General features: G+C 62.0%; 22 protein-coding genes. 13 read left to right on the plus strand and 9 right to left on the minus strand.

Annotated features, from left to right (window positions below; genetic code table 11):
* Positions 1-123: 123 nt before the first annotated feature.
* The 5 genes from M3I53_RS21500 to M3I53_RS21520 are packed head-to-tail and all read left to right on the plus strand — an operon-like array spanning position 124 to position 5,081.
* Complete coding sequence (locus M3I53_RS21500; protein WP_254317867.1) at positions 124-903, plus strand: ABC transporter ATP-binding protein; 780 nt, start codon at positions 124-126, stop codon at positions 901-903.
* Positions 904-915: 12 nt separating this feature from the next.
* Positions 916-1,797 carry a branched-chain amino acid ABC transporter permease gene (locus M3I53_RS21505; protein ID WP_254317868.1) on the plus strand — a complete coding sequence of 294 codons (882 nt, stop codon included), beginning with the start codon at positions 916-918 and terminating at the stop codon, positions 1,795-1,797.
* Positions 1,798-1,807: 10 nt separating this feature from the next.
* Positions 1,808-2,842 carry a branched-chain amino acid ABC transporter permease gene (locus M3I53_RS21510; RefSeq protein WP_254317869.1) on the plus strand — a complete coding sequence of 345 codons (1,035 nt, stop codon included), beginning with the start codon at positions 1,808-1,810 and terminating at the stop codon, positions 2,840-2,842.
* 54 nt (positions 2,843-2,896) lie between these two features.
* The gene (locus M3I53_RS21515; RefSeq protein ID WP_254317870.1) at positions 2,897-4,261 is read left to right on the plus strand and encodes an ABC transporter substrate-binding protein; all 1,365 of its coding nucleotides are present in this window, start codon (positions 2,897-2,899) and stop codon (positions 4,259-4,261) included.
* Between the two features lies 1 nt (position 4,262).
* Entirely contained in the window at positions 4,263-5,081 is an 819-nt protein-coding gene (locus M3I53_RS21520) for an ABC transporter ATP-binding protein (protein ID WP_254317871.1), read from the plus strand.
* 36 nt (positions 5,082-5,117) lie between these two features.
* On the opposite strand, the gene M3I53_RS21525 is transcribed toward M3I53_RS21520, so the two are convergent.
* Both M3I53_RS21525 and M3I53_RS21530 read right to left on the minus strand, forming a co-directional pair.
* On the minus strand, positions 5,118-5,924 hold the full coding sequence (locus tag M3I53_RS21525; RefSeq protein ID WP_254317872.1) for an SDR family NAD(P)-dependent oxidoreductase: 807 nt from the start codon (positions 5,922-5,924) through the stop codon (positions 5,118-5,120).
* Between the two features lie 50 nt (positions 5,925-5,974).
* The gene (locus M3I53_RS21530; protein ID WP_254317873.1) at positions 5,975-6,778 is read right to left on the minus strand and encodes an SDR family NAD(P)-dependent oxidoreductase; all 804 of its coding nucleotides are present in this window, start codon (positions 6,776-6,778) and stop codon (positions 5,975-5,977) included.
* A 407-nt stretch (positions 6,779-7,185) separates the two neighbouring features.
* On the opposite strand from M3I53_RS21530, the gene M3I53_RS21535 reads away from it, so the two are divergent.
* Together M3I53_RS21535 and M3I53_RS21540 are read left to right on the plus strand one after the other, a co-directional pair.
* Positions 7,186-8,136 (plus strand): spirocyclase AveC family protein, encoded by a 951-nt coding sequence (locus M3I53_RS21535; RefSeq protein WP_254317874.1) that lies wholly within the window; start codon positions 7,186-7,188, stop codon positions 8,134-8,136.
* Positions 8,133-9,008 (plus strand): enoyl-CoA hydratase-related protein, encoded by an 876-nt coding sequence (locus M3I53_RS21540; protein ID WP_254317875.1) that lies wholly within the window; start codon positions 8,133-8,135, stop codon positions 9,006-9,008. Before M3I53_RS21535 ends, M3I53_RS21540 begins: the two co-directional genes overlap by 4 nt.
* An 18-nt stretch (positions 9,009-9,026) precedes the next feature.
* Here M3I53_RS21540 and M3I53_RS21545 read toward each other — a convergent pair whose 3' ends face one another.
* From M3I53_RS21545 to M3I53_RS21565, 5 genes are all read right to left on the minus strand, one after another.
* Positions 9,027-10,607, minus strand: coding sequence for an AMP-binding protein (locus tag M3I53_RS21545; protein WP_254317993.1), 1,581 nt, complete (start codon positions 10,605-10,607; stop codon positions 9,027-9,029).
* Complete coding sequence (locus tag M3I53_RS21550) at positions 10,604-11,452, minus strand: alpha/beta fold hydrolase (RefSeq protein ID WP_254317876.1); 849 nt, start codon at positions 11,450-11,452, stop codon at positions 10,604-10,606. The genes M3I53_RS21545 and M3I53_RS21550 overlap by 4 nt, the downstream gene beginning before the upstream one ends.
* Before the next feature lie 40 nt (positions 11,453-11,492).
* A complete protein-coding gene (locus tag M3I53_RS21555) occupies positions 11,493-12,410 on the minus strand; it encodes an NmrA/HSCARG family protein (protein ID WP_254317877.1) in 918 nt (305 codons plus the stop codon).
* Between the two features lie 227 nt (positions 12,411-12,637).
* The gene (locus M3I53_RS21560; protein ID WP_254317878.1) at positions 12,638-13,621 is read right to left on the minus strand and encodes a phytanoyl-CoA dioxygenase family protein; all 984 of its coding nucleotides are present in this window, start codon (positions 13,619-13,621) and stop codon (positions 12,638-12,640) included.
* Positions 13,622-13,661: 40 nt separating this feature from the next.
* On the minus strand, positions 13,662-14,090 hold the full coding sequence (locus M3I53_RS21565) for a carboxymuconolactone decarboxylase family protein (RefSeq protein WP_090869961.1): 429 nt from the start codon (positions 14,088-14,090) through the stop codon (positions 13,662-13,664).
* Between the two features lie 180 nt (positions 14,091-14,270).
* Here M3I53_RS21565 and M3I53_RS21570 point away from each other — a divergent pair, with 180 nt between their 5' ends.
* The gene (locus M3I53_RS21570) at positions 14,271-15,245 is read left to right on the plus strand and encodes a GlxA family transcriptional regulator (protein WP_254317879.1); all 975 of its coding nucleotides are present in this window, start codon (positions 14,271-14,273) and stop codon (positions 15,243-15,245) included.
* A 13-nt stretch (positions 15,246-15,258) separates the two neighbouring features.
* Here M3I53_RS21570 and M3I53_RS21575 read toward each other — a convergent pair whose 3' ends face one another.
* The gene (locus tag M3I53_RS21575; RefSeq protein ID WP_254317880.1) at positions 15,259-16,275 is read right to left on the minus strand and encodes a LysR family transcriptional regulator; all 1,017 of its coding nucleotides are present in this window, start codon (positions 16,273-16,275) and stop codon (positions 15,259-15,261) included.
* A gap of 274 nt (positions 16,276-16,549) precedes the next feature.
* On the opposite strand from M3I53_RS21575, the gene M3I53_RS21580 reads away from it, so the two are divergent.
* From M3I53_RS21580 to M3I53_RS21600, 5 genes are all read left to right on the plus strand, one after another.
* A complete protein-coding gene (locus M3I53_RS21580) occupies positions 16,550-17,449 on the plus strand; it encodes a LysR family transcriptional regulator (RefSeq protein WP_254317994.1) in 900 nt (299 codons plus the stop codon).
* A 152-nt stretch (positions 17,450-17,601) separates the two neighbouring features.
* A complete protein-coding gene (locus M3I53_RS21585; RefSeq protein ID WP_254317881.1) occupies positions 17,602-18,387 on the plus strand; it encodes a glucose 1-dehydrogenase in 786 nt (261 codons plus the stop codon).
* A gap of 283 nt (positions 18,388-18,670) precedes the next feature.
* Complete coding sequence (locus tag M3I53_RS21590; protein WP_254317882.1) at positions 18,671-18,868, plus strand: hypothetical protein; 198 nt, start codon at positions 18,671-18,673, stop codon at positions 18,866-18,868.
* Positions 18,865-19,179 (plus strand): hypothetical protein, encoded by a 315-nt coding sequence (locus M3I53_RS21595; protein WP_254317883.1) that lies wholly within the window; start codon positions 18,865-18,867, stop codon positions 19,177-19,179. The genes M3I53_RS21590 and M3I53_RS21595 overlap by 4 nt, the downstream gene beginning before the upstream one ends.
* 10 nt (positions 19,180-19,189) lie before the next feature.
* A complete protein-coding gene (locus M3I53_RS21600; protein WP_254317884.1) occupies positions 19,190-19,732 on the plus strand; it encodes a nuclear transport factor 2 family protein in 543 nt (180 codons plus the stop codon).
* 87 nt (positions 19,733-19,819) lie between these two features.
* On the opposite strand, the gene folE is transcribed toward M3I53_RS21600, so the two are convergent.
* Positions 19,820-20,455: a GTP cyclohydrolase I FolE gene (folE, locus tag M3I53_RS21605; protein ID WP_254317885.1), complete on the minus strand. Its 636-nt coding sequence runs from the start codon at positions 20,453-20,455 to the stop codon at positions 19,820-19,822.
* Positions 20,456-20,472 lie beyond the last annotated feature (17 nt).

Here is a 20,472-nt window from a genome sequence, read left to right on the forward strand (position 1 = left end):
CCCCTTGGGGTGCCGTTTGCCAGTTGTGTTGTTCTGTTTGGTGCGGCCGGGCGCGCGAGCAGACCCGGCCGCACCAAACAGAACAACACAACTGGCAAACGGCACCCCAAGGGGTGAATCAGCATGACGCAAGCCTCGACGGCCCTGCTCGCGCTCGACGGCATTTCCGTGTCGTTCGGGGGCGTCAAGGCCATTACCGATATCAGTTTCGAAGTCGCGGCAGGCGAGATCTGTGCGTTGATCGGCCCGAACGGCGCGGGCAAGAGTTCGCTGCTGAACGTGATCAACGGCGTCTATCGTCCGCAGCATGGCACGCTGCGCTTCGACGGCCATGCTTACCGGCGCATGGACGCGCACGACGCCGCACATCGCGGCATCGCGCGCACGTTTCAGAACCTCGCGCTGTTCAGGCGCATGAGCGTGTTCGAGAACGTGCTGGCCGGGCGCAACCTGCATCGCCGTAGTACATGGCTCGAACAGACACTGCACGTTGGCCGTGCCGCACGGGATGAAGCCTTGCAGCGCGAGCGCGCAGAGCGCGTGATCGAAGCACTGGATCTGCAGCCGTGGCGCGACAGCGTGGTGGGCACCCTGTCCTACGGGTTGCAGAAGCGGGTCGAGCTGGCGCGGGCGCTCGCTGCCGAACCACGCCTGCTGCTGCTCGACGAGCCCATGGCCGGCATGAATACCGAGGAGAAGCACGCGATGGCCGGGTACCTGCTCGATGCCAACGAGCATCTGGGCGTCACGGTCGTGCTGATCGAGCACGACATCGGCGTGGTGATGGGCTTGTCCGATCACGTGGTAGTGCTCGACTACGGAAAAAAGATTGCCGACGGCAGGCCCGACGAAGTCCGCACGAACCCGGATGTGCTGGCGGCCTATCTCGGCACACGTCATTGAGAGGGGGGCGCAATGCAATTCTTTTTCGAGGTGCTGGTAGGCGGACTGCTCGCCGGCGTGATGTATTCGCTGGTCGCGATCGGCTTCGTGCTGATCTACAAGGCGTCGGGCATCTTCAACTTCGCGCAGGGCTCGCTCGTGCTGTTCGGTGCGCTGACTTACGTGAGCCTCGTTGAGCGCGGCTGGAACCCGTGGCTGTCGTTCGCGGCGACGCTCGCCGCGCTAGTACTGATCGCGATCGCAACGGGCCGCTTCGTGTTGCGCCCGCTCGTCAACCGTGCGCCGATCGTGCTGTTCATGGCCACCCTCGGTCTGAGCCTGATTCTCGAAGGCGCGGCGCAGCTGTTATGGGGCGCGCAGGTGCACGGGCTCGATCTCGGCATCGACGACAGGCCGCTGCATCTGGCCGGCGTAATGGTGAGCCGCTTCGACCTGTTCGCGGCCGCCACGGCGGGCGTGCTGGTGCTTGCGCTGTCGCAGCTCGCGAAGCGCTCGCGTTTTGGCCTGTCGCTGCGGGCCGTGGCCGACGATCCGCTTGCCGCGTTCGCGGTCGGCGTGCGGCTGCCGCGCGTCTGGGCAATCGTCTGGGCACTGGCTGGCTTCGTCAGCCTTGTTGCGGGCCTGCTCTGGGGCGCGCGCCTGGGCGTGCAGTTCTCGCTCTCGCTCGTCGTGCTCAAGGCTCTGCCGGTGCTGATCATCGGCGGCTTCTCGTCGATCGGCGGCGCGATCGTCGGCGGCCTGCTGGTCGGCGCAACGGAGAAGCTGGCCGAGGTCTATGTGGGGAGCGTGATCGGCGACGGCATCGAGAACTGGTTCCCCTATCTGCTTGCAATGCTGTTCCTGCTCGCGCGCCCGTCCGGACTGTTCGGCGAGGCGGCCGTCGAGCGCGTTTGAGGAAACCTTGATGGAACTGACCCGTCCCCTCGCCGAACCGCGCCGGCTGAACCTGCGCCAGTTGGCCGTGCCGCTTGCGAGCGCGCTCGTTGCGTTCGCAGGCGTGCCGCTCGTGGCGAACGACTACTGGCTGAACGCGATCCTCGTGCCATTTCTAATCCTGTCCGTGGCCGGACTCGGCCTGAACTTCCTGACCGGGTACGCCGGGCAACTGTCGCTCGGTTCAGCCGCGTTCATGTCGATCGGCGCCTATGCGACCTACAACCTGCTCCTGCGTGTGCCTGCGCTGCCGCTGCCCGTCGGCCTGCTGCTCGGCGGCCTGGTCAGCGCCGCAGCGGGAGCGCTGTTCGGACTGCCGAGCCTGCGCATCAAAGGCTTCTACCTGATCGTCTCGACGCTGGCCGCCCAGTTCTTCGTGGTCTGGCTGTTCACGCGCGTGGGGTGGTTCTCGAACTACGACACGTCCGGCGTGTTGAGCGCGCCGCAGCTCGCGATCGGTCACTGGCGCATCGACACGCCGGTGTCGCGCTACCTGTTCGTGCTCGGTGTCGCGACCTCGCTGTTCGCATTCGGCGCGAGCCTCGTGCGCAGCGAGCTGGGCCGGCGCTGGATGGCCGTGCGCGACATGGAAGCCGCCGCGCGCGTGATCGGCATCCCGGTTGGGCGCAGCAAGCTGCTGGCCTTCGCGCTGAGTGCCTTCGTGCTCGGCGTGGCCGGCGCGCTGTGGGCTTTCGCGTACCTCGGCACGATCGAGCCCGACGGCTTCAACCTGAATCTGTCATTCCAGGTGCTGTTCATCATCATCATCGGCGGCATGGGCAGCATCTCTGGCAACTTCCTGGGAGCCGCCTTCATCGTGTTGCTGCCGATTCTGCTTTCGAACGCGGCTGGCGCGCTGGCCCACGCGGGCATCGGTGCAGACCAGGTGCAGAACCTGCAGAAGATCGTCTTCGGCACGCTGATCATCGTCTTCCTGATCAAGGAACCGGAAGGCCTCGCGAGACTCGTGCAGATCGTCCGTCAACGTCGGCCGAAGCAATCCTGAGCCGTTAATCTCCCCGTCTTATTGTTTCTTTTATCGTTCAAGGAATATTTTGTTATGCGAAATAATGATATTCGTCCCGTTCGCGCCAAGTGGCGACAGTGGTCCTCGGCTTTCGTGGCCGCGCTTGCGCTCACCGTTGGCGCGTTGCCTCAGGTGCATGCGGCGGGTGAGGAGTATTTTCCGCTGCAAAGCTACCGGGTCGGCCCCTACGCAGCCGGTGGCAGCGGCTTCTTCGGCGGCTTTATCGACTATCTCCAGTTGATCAACGCTCGCGACGGTGGCGTCAACGGCGTCAAGCTCGTGTGGAAGGAGTGCGAGACCGAATATGTGGTGGAGAAGGGCGTCGAGTGCTATGAACGCCTGAAGCACGGTGGCCCCGACGGCGCGCCGACCGCGGCCACGAACCCGTTGTCGGTTGGCATTGCCTACGCGACGCTCGACCGTTCGACGGCCGACAAGATTCCGCTCATCACGATCAACCACGGCCGCACCGATTCGACCGATGGCGCCGTGTTTCCCTATGTGTTCCCGCTGCAGCTGAATCCGTACAGCGAGGTCTCCGCGATCGTCAACTATATCGGGCAGCGCTCGGGTGGCCTCGCCGCGCTCAAGGGCAAGAAGATCGTCGTGCTGTATCACGGCTCGCCCTACGGTCGCGAAACGATTCCCGTGGTCGATCTGCTGGCGAAGCAGTACGGCTTCGAGGTGACGCAGATCGAAGTGCCGCATCCTGGCAACGAACAGGGCTCGCAGTGGCTGAAGATTCACCAGCTCAATCCCGACTGGGTGATCCTGCGTGGCTGGGGTGTCATGAATCCGGTGGCGATCAAGACCGCGCAGAAGGTCGGCTACCCTGTCGATCACATCATCGGCAACATCTGGAGCAACTCCGAGGAAGACGTGCGGCCGGCGGGCGACGCGGCCAAGGGTTTCATTTCGATCACGACACACCCCTCGGGCACGGACTACCCGGTGCTGCAGGCGATCAACCAGTACGTGGTGAAGCCCGGCAACGGCAACCTCAAGGACCCGGCGCGCTTTGGCACCGTCTACTACAACCTGGGCGTGGTGAACGGCATTCTGAACGTCGAGGCGGTGCGCGTCGCGCAGCGCAAATTCGGCAACAAACCGCTCACGGGCGAGCAGGTGCGCTGGGGCTTCGAGCATCTGGATCTTGACGAAGCGCGCCTCAAGCAGCTCGGCGCACTTGGCCTCGTCCAGCCGCTCAAGCTGACCTGCGCGGACCACGAAGGCGGCGGCGCTGTGCGCTTCCAGCAATGGGACGGCCAGAAATGGAACGTGATCAGCAACTGGGTGCAGGCCGACCGCGCGCTGCTGCGTCCGATCATCGAGAAATCGGCGCTTTCGTATGCGAAGGAAAAGGGCATTACGCCGCGCGATTGCAGCAAGGACCTCTAACATGACGAGCGCCCCGATCCTGGAGGTCGATGAGATCGCCGTGACCTACAGCCAGATCATCCCCGCCCTGCGCGGGGTCTCGCTGGCGGTGCCCGAGGGCGCGATCGTTGCGCTGCTCGGCGGCAACGGTGCCGGCAAGACGACCACGCTCAAGGCGATCTCGAACCTCGTGCGCGCGGAGCGCGGGGAACTGACGGGCGGAAACATCGTCTATCGCGGCGAAGATGTCGCGCGCGTCGAACCGTGGACGCTCGTCGAGCGCGGGCTTGTCCAGGTGCTCGAAGGACGGCGCTGCTTTGCGCATCTGTCGGTCGAGGAAAATCTGCGCATAGGGTCGTTCGCCAGACGGCCGCGGCGGGCCGAGATCGAAGCGGATCTCGAACGGATCTACGGGATTTTTCCGCGCCTGAAGGTCAAGCGCCAGTCACTGGCGGGGTTGACGTCGGGAGGCGAGCAACAGATGGTGGCGATTGGCAGGGCGCTGATGGCGCGTCCGGCGCTGGTGCTGCTGGACGAGCCGTCGATGGGCCTCGCGCCGATGGTCGTCGAGGAAATCTTCGAAATCGTTGCTTCGCTCAATCGCGACGAGGGCGTGAGCTTCCTGCTCGCCGAACAGAATGCGACGATGGCGCTGCGATATGCGCAGCATGGCTATGTACTCGAAGGGGGGCGTGTGGTTGCCCACGGTGAGGCGGGCGAACTCGCTCAGCTTGAACTGCTGCATGATGCATACCTTGGAGGCGCAGCTGTGGACTACACTGCGCGTCGCTCTGGGCGTGCGAGCTCGATGAAAGTAATCCCTGGCATTTCAGTATCCTAAGTTTTTATACTGCGTGCCCATCGTAGCGGCGGTTGCCTAGCTGACCGTGAAGCCGCCGTCCGCAGCGATGATTTGGCCGGTGACGTAGCTTGCGGCAGGGCTTGCGAGAAAGAACACACTCTGGGCGACTTCGATTGGGGCGGCCATCCGCCCCATCGGAACGCGGCCTGCGCCCATGATCGGCCCGCGTATCCTGAAGGTAGCGCTGATGTTTTTGCCGCCCTCGCTGGCCATTGCGCCTGGCAGGATCGAATTGACGCGGATTCCATCGGCTGCAAACTCACTGGCCAGTGTTCGTGTAATGCTGTCCACGCCGGCCTTCGCGGCGTCGTAGTGGGCGTTGACGCCCCACAACGTGGGTCGAAGCGCACCGACGGAGGATATGTTGACGATCGAGCCGCCTTCGCCCTTTTCCTTCATGCGCCTGATCGCCTCGCGGCAACACAGGAAAGTGCCACGTAACGTGACGTCCTGCATCCGGTCCCACTGCTCCACGGACATTTCGAAAAACTCGGCTTTCGAACGATGCGCAGCGTTGTTGACGAGAATGTCTACGGCACCGAATCTTGCATCGACGGCTGCAAAGAGTGCCTTGACCGAAGCTTCGTCCGCCACGTCCACTTTGTAGGGCAATACAATGCCGCCGTTTGCCTCGATATCCGCTGCAGTTGCGGACGCGGCATCCGGGTCCAGATCGGCGATCACGACATTGGCGCCGGCCTCCGCAAGCAGTCGCGCTGTTTCGCGGCCCAGGCCTTGCGCAGAGCCGGTAACGACGGCGGTCTTTCCCGTGAGATTGAAGATCTGCGCGAGACGTGCGCCGATCTGGCTTTCGCTAAACATGGAATGCTCCGTGTGAGTAGTCGCTGGGAGTTGTGCTTGCTCGCGGGCCTTCAGCTAATCAGAAACCCGCCGTCGAGCGTAATCGACTGGCCCGTCATATAGCGGCCCGATGGCCCGACAAGGTACAAGACCGCCGCCGAGATGTCGGCGGGATCTCCCCATCCAAGCGGCAGGCGTCGCTCTGCATCCGTGCCGGGGCCCGTGAGCTTTCCTGTCTTCAGGCGAGCCTGCGTGTCGGGGTGAAATTGAACCTTGCCGGGCACGGCGCCAGGAAGCACGCAGTTGACGAGGATCTGCTCGGGGGCATAGTCGAGCGCCGCGGAGCGAACCAGGCCCGCTACGCCGGCTCGCGCGGCGCCGTAAGCGCCATTGCCGTTGAGGACTGCATGCATCGCTCCCATGGTGGTCACGTTCACGATGCGGCCACCCCGGCCTGCGAGCAGCATGTGCTTGATCGCTTCGCGCATGCAGAAGAAAACGGACTTCAGGTCGATCGACATGACTTCGTCCCAGGCCGCTTCGGTGAAATCCGTGAGCGGTCCGTTATTGGTCATCGCGGCGCAATTGACCACGATGTCGGGGCTGCCCCAGGTCGCCTTCACCTGCTCGAACAACGCGATCACGGAGGCTTCGCGCTCCACGTCCGTCTCGATCGCGAGAGCTTCCCCGCCTGCCGAAAGGATTCTGTCGACGACACGCTGCATGTGCGCCGCGCTGTGATCCGCGATCACGACCTTCGCGCCGGCCTCGGCCAGCACAGGGGCAATATCGATACTGGAATTGCGTCCCTTGTCGGTAACGACAGCGACTTTCCCGCTGATGCCGAACAGGCGTTCAAGCACGGTCGTGGTCATCTGGTTGTCTCCTGGGGGCTTGTCGATTTTTTTGCATTCTAGCGACAACCCCCGACGCGCAATGGTTACCGTAGGGAACAATTAGAGTGACTAATTTTCATCAATTAGAGCGCTCGAGACGGCACATCGTCTACGGGGTGTGCTTCCGGCTCGTGAACCCGGTGCAATGGCAGGTGGAAGTCAACGATTGCGCAGTTGTCCCGCGATTCGCAATTGCAGCGCTCGATCACGAGATTCATGACCTTATCGGCCGATGACAACCTTCCGGGGCGTTGAATGGCACGGCCACGCGTGCCGCTACCGAGGCCGCATTGCGTATGGCGCTTGACGCTGCCTCCGCAGCAGGGTACATTGTTTAGACCATCATTCACAAATGTGAATGCTGACATAATGATGAGGAGGCAAGCATGTCGGAGATGGTCGTTCGACGCAGCACGACCTGGCACAGGGTGTATGCGTGGGCAGCGCTCGGCGCGCTTTTCGCGTTGGCACAAATCTACGCCTACGTCGCATGGATTCGTTCGGAGGACTTCCACCCCGTCGATGCGGGCACGGACCCGATTCCGGAATCCGTGAAGGCGACGATCGACCATTACCAATGGGTCAGCGTGCTGCTATTGATTCCAGTGGCAATCTGGTTCGTCTACGGAATCGTCAAAAGCCGCCGCATCGACGCGGTGCGTCTCATGATGATCGGCTGGCTCTCGGCATACTGGCTCGATCCATGGCTGGACTTCCTTCGGCCGATGTTCACGTATAACGCCTATGCGGTGAATTTCGGCTGCTGGTGTCGTTTCATTCCGTTCTGGCAATCGCCGCACGCACGCATTGCTGAGCCTGTCTTGATCGACGCGCCCAGCTACTTCTACACGTTCACGGGCACGGCAGTGGTCGCGCTGTGGGCAATGCGTGCGGTCCGCAAGCGTTGGCCCCGAGCAGGCAACGTTGGACTCACGCTCGCGGGCTTTGCAGCCATCTGGATGACGATGGGTTTGCTCGACATCGCCGCCAGCCGCTTCATGGGATTCGACGCATGGCCGGGGGCGTTTCAGCGTTTTTCCTTTTGGGGCGGTCACTACTACCAGTTTCCGGTCTACGAGTTCCTGCTGTTTCCGTCCGCCTTCGTGGCTTCTGCGTTCCTTCTGATTAGCGTCGACAGCAACGGCTACACGGCGATCGAACGAGGCGTCGATCGTCTCGAGTGCCATTCAGCGGTCCGTACGGCGCTGCGCGTGCTTGCCTTCGTCGCGTTTTGCAATGTACTGAATCTTGCCTACACGACTGCAATGGGTGTGCACGCGGTATATGCGGATCCGTGGCCGACGGATATGCCGAGTTGGCTGGCGAACGATCGATGACCAGGCGGAACGCTCAGCGCTTCGACAACGTCGAGTACCACGTAGAAGACGACGTGGCCGTCCTCGCGATGAACCACCCGCCAGTCAATGGGCTGGGCCTCGGAGTTCGTCGCGGGCTCGTCGCTGCGTTCGAAGCGGCGCGGCACGATCCGGAGGTTCGAGCGATAGTGCTCAAAGGCGGCGGCCGTGGCTTCTCTGCAGGCGGCGACATCCGCGAATTCGGCACGCCCGCTGCGGCGGCAGCCCCCGCGTTGTCGCTGCACGTTCATCCGGTGATCGAGGCGAGCGAGAAGCCGGTTGTCGCCGCTATCCACGGATTTGCCATTGGCGGTGGGCTGGAAACGGCGCTGGTCTGCCATTACCGGCTCGTGGCGGACAATGCGCAGATCGGGCTGCCGGAGTGCAGGCTTGGTGTAATCCCTTTGTCCGGGACGCAGCGTTTGCCGCGTGTGCTGGGTTTCGCAAAATCGATTGAATTCATTCTTGGCGCGCAAATCGTGACCGCGAGTACGTTCGCCGGAACAGCGCTATTCGACCGAATCGTCGAGGGCGATGAGCAGCACGTGTTGCGCATGGCGATCGAACTGGCGCGAGAGAAGATCGGCAGCGCGGCATTGCCATTGATAAGCCGGCTGCCATTGCCGGATCAGGATCCGGGTTCCATTGTCGCCAGGGCGCGCGCATGCGTCGCCCGGGGCGATGCGATAGAAATCAAGTGCCTGGATGCCATCGCCGCCGCCGCCGAGTCGGCTGATTTCGAGGCGGGCCTGGCTGCGGCGCGTGCGATTTACGATCGGCTCGCTGCGTCCGATGAGATGTCGAGGCAGCGAGATCTTTTTCTCAAGTCGCGCCAGGACAACCACGCGCGATAAGTGCCGGCTGAACTGCCGCTAGGTGGAAAGCTGCTTGCGCAGGTCGCCTTTTCGCACCTTTCCCGATGGCGTGCGCGGCAGTTCTGCGACGATGCAAAGGTGCTCAGGGGTCTTTTGCTTCGCCACGCCCGCGGCAGCAAAGTGGGTTTGAACCGCGCTCAGGTCGAGTGTCGTGTGTTCGTGCAAGACGACTACTGCACAAACTCTTTCGCCGTAGCGGGCGTCGGGTTGGGCCACGACGGCGACATCGCGCACTGCGGGGTGAGTGGCAAGCACGCGCTCCACTTCAAGCGACGAGATGTTTTCTCCACCGCGAATTACGATGTCCTTCTTTCGGTCCGTAATGGTCAGGCAGCTGCTTTCGTCGAGATGACCAATATCGCCAGTCCGAAACCATCCGTCGAGAGTGAATGCCGCCGCATTGAGTGCCGGGTCCGTGTAGCGGACGAACAACTCCGGTCCCGTGATGAGAATCTCGCCATCGTGGCCCGCAGGCAGGTCGCGGTCCAACTCGTCGACAACGCGCACTTGAGAACCGGGCTGAACGCGCCCGTCCGTATTGGCTCGAATTTCAAAAGGGAAATCGGCCCAGCCAACGCTCACCGTCGAGTGCTCGGTCAACCCATAAGCGCGTGTTCCCGTAAATCCCGCGCGATCGGCCAGTGCGACGTGCTCGGGCGTGACGCCCGTGCCGCCCAGACCGTAAGACACGAGCGACGCCAGGCTGCGGCCGTCGTGATGGGCGGCATCAAGGAGTCCTTGAAGATGGAACGGCGTGCCGCCTGAAAGGCGCACGCGATGCTCTTCGATGAGCCGCGCGGCGAGCGGGGCGTCCCATCGGTCCATGAACACCATCTCGGTGCCGGTGACGAACGGGCGCAACAGAAAATTGAAGCCCGCGATGTGCCCGGCGGGGAAGGGCGTGAGGTAAGGCCCAGGCCCGTCGATGAACGGAATCCGCCACTCTGCGCCAACGGTGCGATGCGAGTGCTGAACGCCTTTGGGCGAAGCCGTCGTTCCCGATGTGTACAGCAGCAGGCAGATGTCTTCCGTCGTTGGCGCGTCCCCCGGATGCCGATCGTGCGTTGTCGCGGCGAGCCGTTGCAGCGCATCGAACGTGATGCCGTTCGCGGGCGCCCGATCGCCAACGACGATAACGCGCTCAAGATCGGGTGGGTCGCCCAGCGCGGCGATACGCTCCAGGTAGTCCGTGCCGCACCAGAGGTCGGGCACGCAGAGAAATCGGGCGCGCGACTGCCGCAGGATGAAGCCAACTTCGGCTGGACCATAGATGTGGACGATCGGCACGAGCACGGCACCGATCTCGAGTGCAGCCAGATACAGCAGCGCCGTCTCGCGCTGTGTGGGGAGCTGTATCGCGATCACGTCGCCTCGACGCAGTCCGATCGCTCGCAGCGCCCTGGCGATTTCTCTCGCGCCGCGCAGCAGGGACTGCGTTGTGCACGTGTAGGCGCCGCCTTGGGTATGAAAATGTAGCGGCGTGGCGCCGTGCTGCTCGACGGCGCGTGCAATCAGCGCCGAGAGAGGCAACTCACTCGACCACGGCGCAGTTGTCGATCCGCGCATGTCGGGTTTCATGCCAGCAACGCCCGCAAGAGGCTCACGAGCGCAAGCGGCTGGTCGAGCATCATGTGATGGCCCGCGCGCGGCATCGTGATGGGCCCTTTCGCGCCGGGAATCGCCGCTACGATGTGGCGCGCGCGATCCGCGCTGACCACGCTGCTGCACTCGGCGTGAACATAGCTCACTGGAACTGTGATCCGGGTCAGCAGGTCCTCCTCGCCTTCAACCGGCTGGAGATCCCGCAGCTTCGGGTCGAAGCGCCACACCCAGCCTTCGTCGGTTTGGCGCAGCGATGTCTGCGCGAGATGTTCGAGAAGCCACGGTGCGCAAGCCTGCTCGGGGATGAGGCGAAAGCGGCTGACGGCGGTATGCCAGTCCGGATAGGGGCGCGGAGGCGGCCGGCGTTCCACGGCAGGCAAGCTGTCGCCGCGCAGCATGAAATACGAATCGAGCACGATGGCATGCGAAAGACGATCGGGAAAAGTCGCACACGCCTGCAGCAGGCGCGATCCGCCGAAGCTGTGACCGACCGCGACGCATGGACCGCAGCCGATTGCGTCCACGACGGCTACGAGGTCGCGCACGAAAACGTCTGCGCCGTATTCCTGCCTGTAGCCGCTGTCGCCCATACCGCTGAAATCGAGAGCGTACACGCGAAAGCGGTCGGTGAAGAACGGCGCAATGAAGTCCCACCAGTGCGTGTGCCCCAGGAAGCCGTGCGCGAAGATGAGCGGAGGTTTTTCAGTGTCTGCGGCATTCCAGGAGACATAGTGCACTGTAGCCCCGCCCGCCTCGGTGAAATGGGAGCGGCGTGGCTGGCTCATGACGAGTTCGAACCAGGAGGGAACACTGATATTCATTGCAGCTCATCCATTGAGCAAGGAGTGTTTCGCAAACCAGTCAGACGAATTTGATGTGCTGTCGATTCGCGTCGATCCATTCCGTCATCGAGGTCAACTGGACACCACGTTCGGAGAGCGAATCGATGTCGACACGATATCCGACCACGTTGATCCATTCCTGCGCATTCACCCAGCCCGGCACGAGTCCCTTTGCTCGTGCCTCGTCCGGCGAGACGTGCGAAACGCTAATCTGCGTGCCCAGAACCTGGCCGAGACGATTTCCCACTTCAGACATCGTGAGCTTCTCCGCAGCCAGCGGTACGGTCTTTGCATGCCAGCGTTGCGCATCGTTGAGCGCGCTGGCTGCAAGCGCACCCACGTCGTCAGCGGCAATCCAGTCGAGTCGCGAGTCGGGCAGCAACGCGCTGAGCAGTACGCGTTCGCGCAGGTGCGGAAACATTGCGCGCGCTTTGGGTTCAGCGAGATTGTCCATCATGAATGCCGGTTGCAAGACAGTCCATGATTCGAAACCCGCGGAGCGAACGGCTTCCTCGACGTCCCATTTGTCCGTCCAGTATTTTTGATTCCAACGCTTTTCGCTCCAGCCCGGAAACGTCAAATGATTGCCGGCCTGCGCCACGGAGGTGTGGACGAATTGCGGGACGCCTGCTTTGCGCGCTGCGTCGATTAGCGTGAAACCCTGGCGGCGTTCGCGATCGCTATGATCGAAATTGGGAAGGAGAACGGAAAAGACGGAGCGGACGCCCTTCAGTGCTTTTTCGAGCGAGTCACGCTCATCCAGATCGCCCTTGAGGGCCTGCGCGTTCATTGCGACGAGCGCCCGTGCCGCCGGCGAATCTGGATCGCGAGTCAGGAAGCGAACCGTTCGTCCAGCCGCGAGGAGGCGGCGAGCCGTTGCACCCCCTTGCATGCCAGTAGCGCCGATGACGAGTATCGCGTCGGATGAATCGGTCATGACTATTCCGGTGATCGAACTATAGAGGTAGGCCAGCCGTGTCGTTGCTGGTCGCATAGCGCACGAAGTCACTCGCCAGGCGACAGGTCATCGCACGAGCGGGCTGGAGTCGTGCTGTTGTTCTAATATTAGCACGATGTTCAGGAAAAGATATGGGGCGAGCGACACGGGCGTACAGGAGCGCGAAGCGGAAAGACGAAGCTTCGTCTTTCCGCGTGACAGGACGATCAATGCTGCGGCCGCAGCGTTTGAACGAGGCCGCCTTCATGGGCGACGATCACTTCGCAGCCCGGCTGATAAACGTCGGCAATCTCGTCGCCGCGCACGCGGTTGCCCTGGAAACCGCGCAAATAGCTCGTTTCGTCGAGCCGCAGGGCATGGTCGCCATCCGCGTCGCGCACAACGATCCGGTCGGGCGCGATAGACGTGAGCGTGCCCACGTAGGGCAGCCGCGGCGCGAACGGGAAACTGCCGCCTTGCGGCAGGATGCGCGTGTCGAGCGAAAGGCGGAAGCGCCCGGAATGATTGCTGAGCCCGGAATGCGGCGTGCGCCGGCTCATCAACAGGACGTCGCCCAGGCGGTAGTTCGTGCGGCGCCATGCGTCTTCGGGCACGCTCGCAAGGTCGATGGGAATGATCTTGTCGCCGTCCTTCTTATGCAGGCACGCAAGCTTGTGCAGCCCTTCCGCTACGGCCAGCCCACCGACTTGCGCATCGATATCGCTGAGTGGAATCCAGCAAATGATGAAGTCGAGGCGGTCGCTGTAGATCGCATCTTCGTGAATAAAGTCGAAGCGCGTGCGGTTTTTGTCGATGGCGGGCGGCGAAGTGCGGTATTCGGTAAACGGCACCCAATAAAGCGGTACCTCGAAGAGCCGCTGGAAGAATGCGCGAGTTGCGGGGTCTTCCATCACCGTTCGCGCGGCGCGCTGCTCATTCATTTCCTTCACGGGAAAGAAGCTGAAATTTTCGCGCTCCTTGCCGGTCCATCGCACGTCCCGATCGTTACGGTCTACGAAGCCGTTGCGATCGAGGTGGTCAACGAGCAGCGCGCGCATGCGTTCGAGCGGCTCGTGGTCCAGTACGTCGCGGAAGAACAGGTAGCCGTCTTCGTCCCAGCGTTGTTGCAACGCGGCGTGATCGCCGAGCAGATCGTTCGAAACGTTGAATTCGCGCATCGTCGGCACGATATCCACGATTGGTGTGCTCACAAATTGTCTCCTCAGGTCGCGGGCGCACTTTGCCGCTGTCTCACAGCAATCCGCGTTCTTCCGAAGTGCGGGTGGTAGTGTCGATGCCCAGTTCCCGCAGCGTCTCGAGTACCGCCGTGGTGGCGGAGGCGACAGCCGGGAAGCCCGCATACGGCAGCGCCTGGATAAGCACACCTTCGAGTTCGCGAGCACTCAGACCGTTGCGCACGGCAATGCGGACGTGGTTCTTCAGTTCGAGTGTCTGCCGGCTGGCGATCAGGATGCCGAGCGTCACGAGGCTGCGCTGCTTGCGCTCGAGCTTGTCGTCGCCCCATACGTCCGCGAACGCGTAATTGACGGCAAGGCGTGAAATATCGGCGCCGAAGCCGGTGGACTCGCTTGCGGCGCGCAAGCCGGCTGCCTTGTCTTCACCCATGATCTCGCCGAATACCTTTAGACCATAGGCGTGCTTTTCTTCGAGGCTCTTCATTTGCGTCTCCTGTTTACCGCGGCGGCGCGGCTATTGGCGGCGGGTAGCGGCTGCGCTTTTCCCGCCATTCTTTTCGCTGGCAATAATGACGATGATGCGTGCTAAGATCGCCGCGAAAGAGGATCAAATTCTGCATATAAGGGGATCGAAATTCGCAAGTCCGCCGCGCCGACTGAGCCAGTGAAAGACGTTGCCGCGCTCGTGCTGCCAGGCAGCTACCTGTCGAGCGTGGGCGCGCTGGTAGATGGATTTGCGCTCATTGCGCGACATGTATTTACGCAGTTTGCGCCGCCGTACCGGCATACGATGAAGACGCAGGTGCGCCTGTTGAGCGCCACTGCCGGCGGTCTCGAGTTCGCCGGCGGCCGAAAGATGGATAGCGACGGCGACTTGCTGGGCGATGCCGAGTACAGCATCGTCTACGTACCAGCCTTTGCAGTGACTAGCGAAGAGGCGCTCGTTACGCTGCTCGACCACGCACAGCCGGTAACGGAGTGGCTGCGTTGGCAACGTGCCCGCGGCGCGGTATTGGCCGCAAGCGGTACGGCGGTGTTGCTGCTCGCGCAGGCAGGCTTTCTCGACGACGGCCCTGCGGCTGTTCCGCGAGTGCTCAGGGGCTTGCTCCGGTCGCGCTATCCGAAGGTGCGCGTGGACACGGGCGTCACGATCGCCGAGCACGGCGGCGCTCACACCTGCAGCGTGCCAGCAAGCGAATGGCAACTCGTGGCGCGCCTCGTCGATCGTGCGATTTCACCGCATACCGCCCAATGGCTCGCTTCGACGACAGGCACGGATGGCGAGCGCGAGGAAGGCCGCCTGTCGAGTGATGATCCGCTCGTGAGCAGCGCGCAGTTCTGGCTCGCACAGCGTTTCGCTCAGGACTTCAAGATCAGCGAACTGGCGGACGTGCTGGCCGTCAGTCACGCCACGTTGCTGCGCCGCTTTACGCGAAGCCTCGGCATGACGCCGCGGGCTTATGCAAGCTCACTGCGTATCGAGTCAGCAAAGAGAATGCTGCGCAACACACAGGTCTCCATCGAGCAGATCGCCGTTATGGTCGGGTATTCAGATGTGCGCGCGTTTCGCAACATCTTCCACAAATACGTTGCGATGAGTCCTTCTGCGTATCGACGGCGTGGCGCGGGCCGCGAATGAAACCGGTCGGCATTCAGGCCGCAAATGCGTCGAGTTCCGCTTTGCCGGTGTCGGTCGAGCGAAACTGTTCGAGCAGGTAATCCACAAAAACCCTGACTTTCGCGGGCAGATACTGGCGGTGGGGATAGTGCACGTAAATGCGCGGCCCCGTACCATCAGCCTCGTCGCCGCGCACCCTGTATTCGGCGAGGACGATTTTGAGTGCTCCGGTGCGCAGATACGGCAGCACAACGGGCACGGATGACGGCGTGATCCCGGCGCCGCTGAGCGCCGCGACGAGGCCGGTGTCCGGCTGGCCTGCCACGGTTAAACGCCCGCGGGGATGGTGAACGAACGTCCTGTTCTTCCGGGCGCCGCGCGTTCGCATGCTTCCCGGCGAGCGTTCGAGATGCAGCGCGGCGAGTCCGAACGGCATGCGGATGCCGACGAACTGGTGTTCCGCCAGTTCATCCGGCGAATGAGGCACGCCTTTGCGTTCGAGGTAATCCGGGCTCGCGACCAGTACGATGGGGTAATCGCACAGCGGACGGGAGACATGATTGGTTCCGCGTCCCCGCGCATGCTGAATACTGACGTCGACGCCGTCGTTGACCAGGCTTGGCGCAATTTCGTCATAGCTGATGTCGATTTCGACGAGCGGATAGCGTTGCAGAAACTCTGCGATCACCGGAGTCAGGCAATGCCTCCCAAACGTCGGCGTGACGGAGACCTTGATCAATCCCTCCGGATGCTCCGGGCTGCGCCGCACATCCGCGACGGCTTCGTCGAGCTGACTCAACAATGGCGCCACCCGTTGATAGAACTGGCGCCCTTCGCTCGTGAGGCTCAGCTTGCGTGTGGTCCGGTTGAAAAGGCGCACGCCCAGTTCACGCTCCAGCGCGGCAATGCTCTTGCTTATGGCAGGCGGGGTGACCTGGAGGCGGGTTGCCGCCGCGATGAAGCTGCCGCAGCGGACGGCCTGAACGAAAGGCTGCAGGTTCCTAATTTCTGGCATCGTCAATTTTTCGGGCAATACCAACGCAGCAACCACAGCAAACCATCAGTTCATGGTCCTGCAGTTCGTATTCACGCTTTGAATTGTTCTCTTGCCCCATGCCTCTTCCAGATCGACCGGGCGGCCCCGTCTATTATTCGTAAATTAGAACGACATTCAAAAATGTATGTCGAACCATGGCCGACGTCAAGTCCGGATACGCCCGATGCGGCCTACGTTCAACAATGTGACCAGGGTTCATCCGCAGTGCACCGCGGTGGAACAAAGGCGATATGCTGGCGGCACGCCAATATCGAAGTCATATCGAGCCATGGAATTGCGGCATCTCAGACACTTTGTTGCGGTTGCGGAGACCCAGCACTTCGGTCGTGCGGCAGCGCGTCTTGGCATGGCGCAGCCGCCGCTCAGCCAGTCGATCATGCGGCTGGAAGAGCAGCTTGGCATCAAGCTCCTCGAACGCACGCCGCGCGGCGTATCCCTCACGCCCGCTGGATCCGCGTTGCTCGCGGAAGCCAAGCCGCTGATCGCGCAAGCGGAATTAGCCGAGCGCCGCGTACGCCAGGCAGCCGACGAACTGGCGAGCCTGAGCGTAGCGTTCGTGCCGATGTGCGCGCTACGCATCATGCCGCTAGCCATTCAGGCGCTGCGCAAGCAATGGCCGGGTGTCGATGTGCGGTTGATCGAACGCGGTAGTGCCCTAACAGTCGCAAGTGTAAAAAACGGTAGCATCGACCTCGGCGTGGTTGTCACCAGCGCCGCGGACGTCTCGGGTCTGGAGAGCGTAGTCATCGAGCGTCTGCGTGTGGTGGCCGCCGTTCCGGCGAAGTGGCCTGTGGCGACGCAGCGTTCGATTCGCATCGCGGATCTCGCGCGATATTCGCTCATCATGTTCCCTCAGCAAATGTCGCAACCGCTATTCGCTGCGTTTGAAGCAGCGCGGCGCGAGGAGGGTTTGTCGCCACGAGTTACCCAACAAGCTCGCCACCCCTATACGATGCTCAACCTCGTTGCTCACGAACTGGGTGTCGGTTTGATGCTGGACTCGGCGCGATATTTGCCCGTGGAAGGGGTTGCTTACGTCGATATCGAGGATGTTCCCGCGCCGGGCGAAACAGAGGTTTCGCTGGTGTGGGCGGATAGGCCTCACAAGCCGTATCACCGTTCGATGCTCGACATCATCCGCGAAATCGCGTCGCCGCCCGGGACGTGATGCGCACAATCGCGTCGACGAGCTGATTCGTTTCGGCTGCTCCTCGCGTCATTCGGTTTCGCGTTCACCTTGACACACCAAGGTGGCGTGTTTATGTTTACGAATGACGTTCACAAAATAACCCGCTCGCATGGCGAGCCAAAGGAGGAGCAGTGAGTACGAATGTGGCGAGTCTTTTCAGTCTCGATCAGAAGGTCGCGGTGGTAACAGGGGCCGGTTCCGGTATAGGCCGTGAGACGGCGCTGTTGCTGGCGTCGGCCGGCGCAGCCGTGGTTGCGGCGGATCTGAACGAGGAAGCGGCGCAGGAGACGGTCAAACAAATCGAAAGCGCGTCCGGTAAGGCAATCGCAGTCAAGGTGGACATCGGCAATGAATCTTCGATTCTTGCGATGTACGAAACCGTTCAGGCGAAGCTCGGGCGTCTCGACATTCTCGTCAACAATGCGGGTATCTACCCGAAGACGCCCTTCGTCGAAACGTCGGCCGAGAAGTGGGACAAGGTTCTCGGCGTGAATCTGCGCGGCACCTTTCTCTGCATGCGCGAAGCGATCAAGCGCATGCAAGCGGCCAGTAACGGTGGATCCATCATCAATATTTCGTCGGTGGCATCGCTACAGCCCGTGATTTTCGACAACGGCGATTACGGCGCATCGAAGGCGGGCGTCAACAATCTCACCAAGGTGGCCGCTCTCGAATTCGCACCGGACGGAATTCGCGTGAACGCCGTGCTACCCGGCGGCGTGGCAACCGAGGGCGCGGCTGCATCGACCAAGGTCCACCAGGCAAGCGGCCCAATTACACAGCCCGGCCGTATGCCCCTGGGCCGCATTGGCGTCGCCTCCGATATCGCGCGTGCCGTGCTGTTCTTCGCATCGCCTGCATCGGATTACGTGACCGGCCAGCTTCTGGCTGTCGACGGCGGCTTCCAGGTTTCCTGATCGCTCACCAGCGGCTCGTTATTTCGCGTTGCCAAGCCGCGTCGGTGACGCGGCTTAGGGCTGCATTTCGCTTCCCCGATTGAATTCGACCCGTTGCGCACGCTTAGCCGCGTGCGTTGCGTGCGCTCGCGCATGCATTGCACGCTACGCCCCGGCGGCTAGTGAAAACACCGACGCAATTAATTGAACGAGTTGTTGCATAACGGGACCCTGTCACCTAGGATGTCCTCATAGAGGCGCCGCGAAAGCGCCCGAGAGGCATAAGCCTGATCGGAGACATGCGATGTACCTTCTCGACAGCGATTTACGTGGTCCTCTCGCGGACTACACGTTCCACTATCGGCGCCAGCGTCCTGGCAGCAATCCTCCCTCGTCGGACGAATCCGATCGAGCAAAACAATCGAATCGGGCGGCGCGTGCGTTGGGTGCGATGGCGCTCCATATCTTCGGCAAGGTGCGCATGGAGGGAGCAGCACGATGAAGACGATCCCGGGCGAGCGCGCTCGAGAGGCGCGCAGGGTATGGCTTCCGCTCATTCTCTTATCGATATCGGCAGCCGCTGTCTGGCTGCTGCAACGCGACCTGCGGATCGAAGAGTTGGGGCGTTCGGCGCTCTTCGACGTCGTGATGACGTTTGCGGTGCTCGGTGCGACGGCATTCGCGGGCATCGTTGGATGTGCGATTGCGAGTCGGGCGCAAAAACATGAAACTGACTTGTCGACAGGCGAAGGTTATTGCTTCGTCGGCGCGGTGATCGGCGCAGTGGTGTTTTTTGTCGCCATGACTTACTAACGGTAGAACCATGAACGAAGAGCTGAGCGCACGCGTAGAAGCGCTGCTGGACAAGCAGGCCATACTCGAATGCGTGCACCGGTATTGCCGCGGAGTGGACCGCATGGATCGGGAGTTGACGCTGTCGGCGTACCACCCGGATGCAATCGACGACCACGGCGCATTCGTTGGGAATGCAGAGGAATTCGTCAACTGGGCCTTTGCGTACCATACCGAGCATCAACTCTCGCACCATCATATGGTGTTCAATCACAGCGTAGAGTTGAAGGGCGACGTCGCGCACGGGGAAACATACTGGCTTTTCTTCGGCGAGAACCGCGTCAAGCCGGACACGCTCGCGGTGGGGCGCTATATCGACCGCTTCGAAAAGCGCGATGGCGTGTGGGCGATTGCCGCCCGCGTTTGCATCTCGGAGGCAATCAACGAGCTCGCGCCGGCAGCAGTGCCCGCTGCCTGGCGGGAAATCCTGATGAGCAATGGTGTCAGTTCTCGAAACCGTGAAGACGTTTCTTACGAGCGGCCTCTTGTGACACGTCAGCCCACCGAGGTCTAGTGGCTTGCATGAGCGTCGGGTGACGCCTGCGACAGATTAACGAGCATGTCATGAAAGCCAACATCGGCAGGGAGCCGACGTTGGCTTTCAGCTATTTGGCAACGGCATGATCGTACTGTGGCCCACAATCGACAGAAACTCGCGCCGCGTGGACGGGTCGTCACGAAACGCACCCAGCATACGGCTTGTCACGAGCGACGCACCGGGTTTATGCACTCCGCGTGTGCTCATGCACTGATGCGCGGCTTCGAGGATTACGGCGACGCCCTTGGGTTGCAGCACGGTGTTCAGCGCATCGGCAATTTGAACGGTCATCTTCTCCTGAATCTGCAGACGCTTGGCATAGACATCGACGAGGCGCGCGAGTTTGGAAATGCCGACCACGCGATGCTCAGGCAGGTAGGCGACATGCGCGCGCCCGATGATAGGCACCATATGGTGCTCGCAATAGCTCTCGAAGCGGATGTCCTTTAGCACCACCATTTCGTCGTAGCCATCCACTTCGGAAAACGTCGTGGCGAGAATCTGCATCGGGTCGGATTCGTATCCCGCGAAGAACTCGCGATACGCGCGAGCGACGCGCGCGGGCGTTTGAATGAGGCCTTCTCTTTCCGGGTCGTCGCCCGCCCATCGGATGAGCGTTCGCACGGCTTCTTCCGCCTGATCCCGCGTGGGGCGAACCGACGTTCCCTCGGCGCCAATCCCGTTGTCTCGCTTGTTCATCAACTCTCCTGATCATT

The organism is Paraburkholderia sp. CNPSo 3272 (genome assembly GCF_024206495.1).
Classification (GTDB): domain Bacteria; phylum Pseudomonadota; class Gammaproteobacteria; order Burkholderiales; family Burkholderiaceae; genus Paraburkholderia.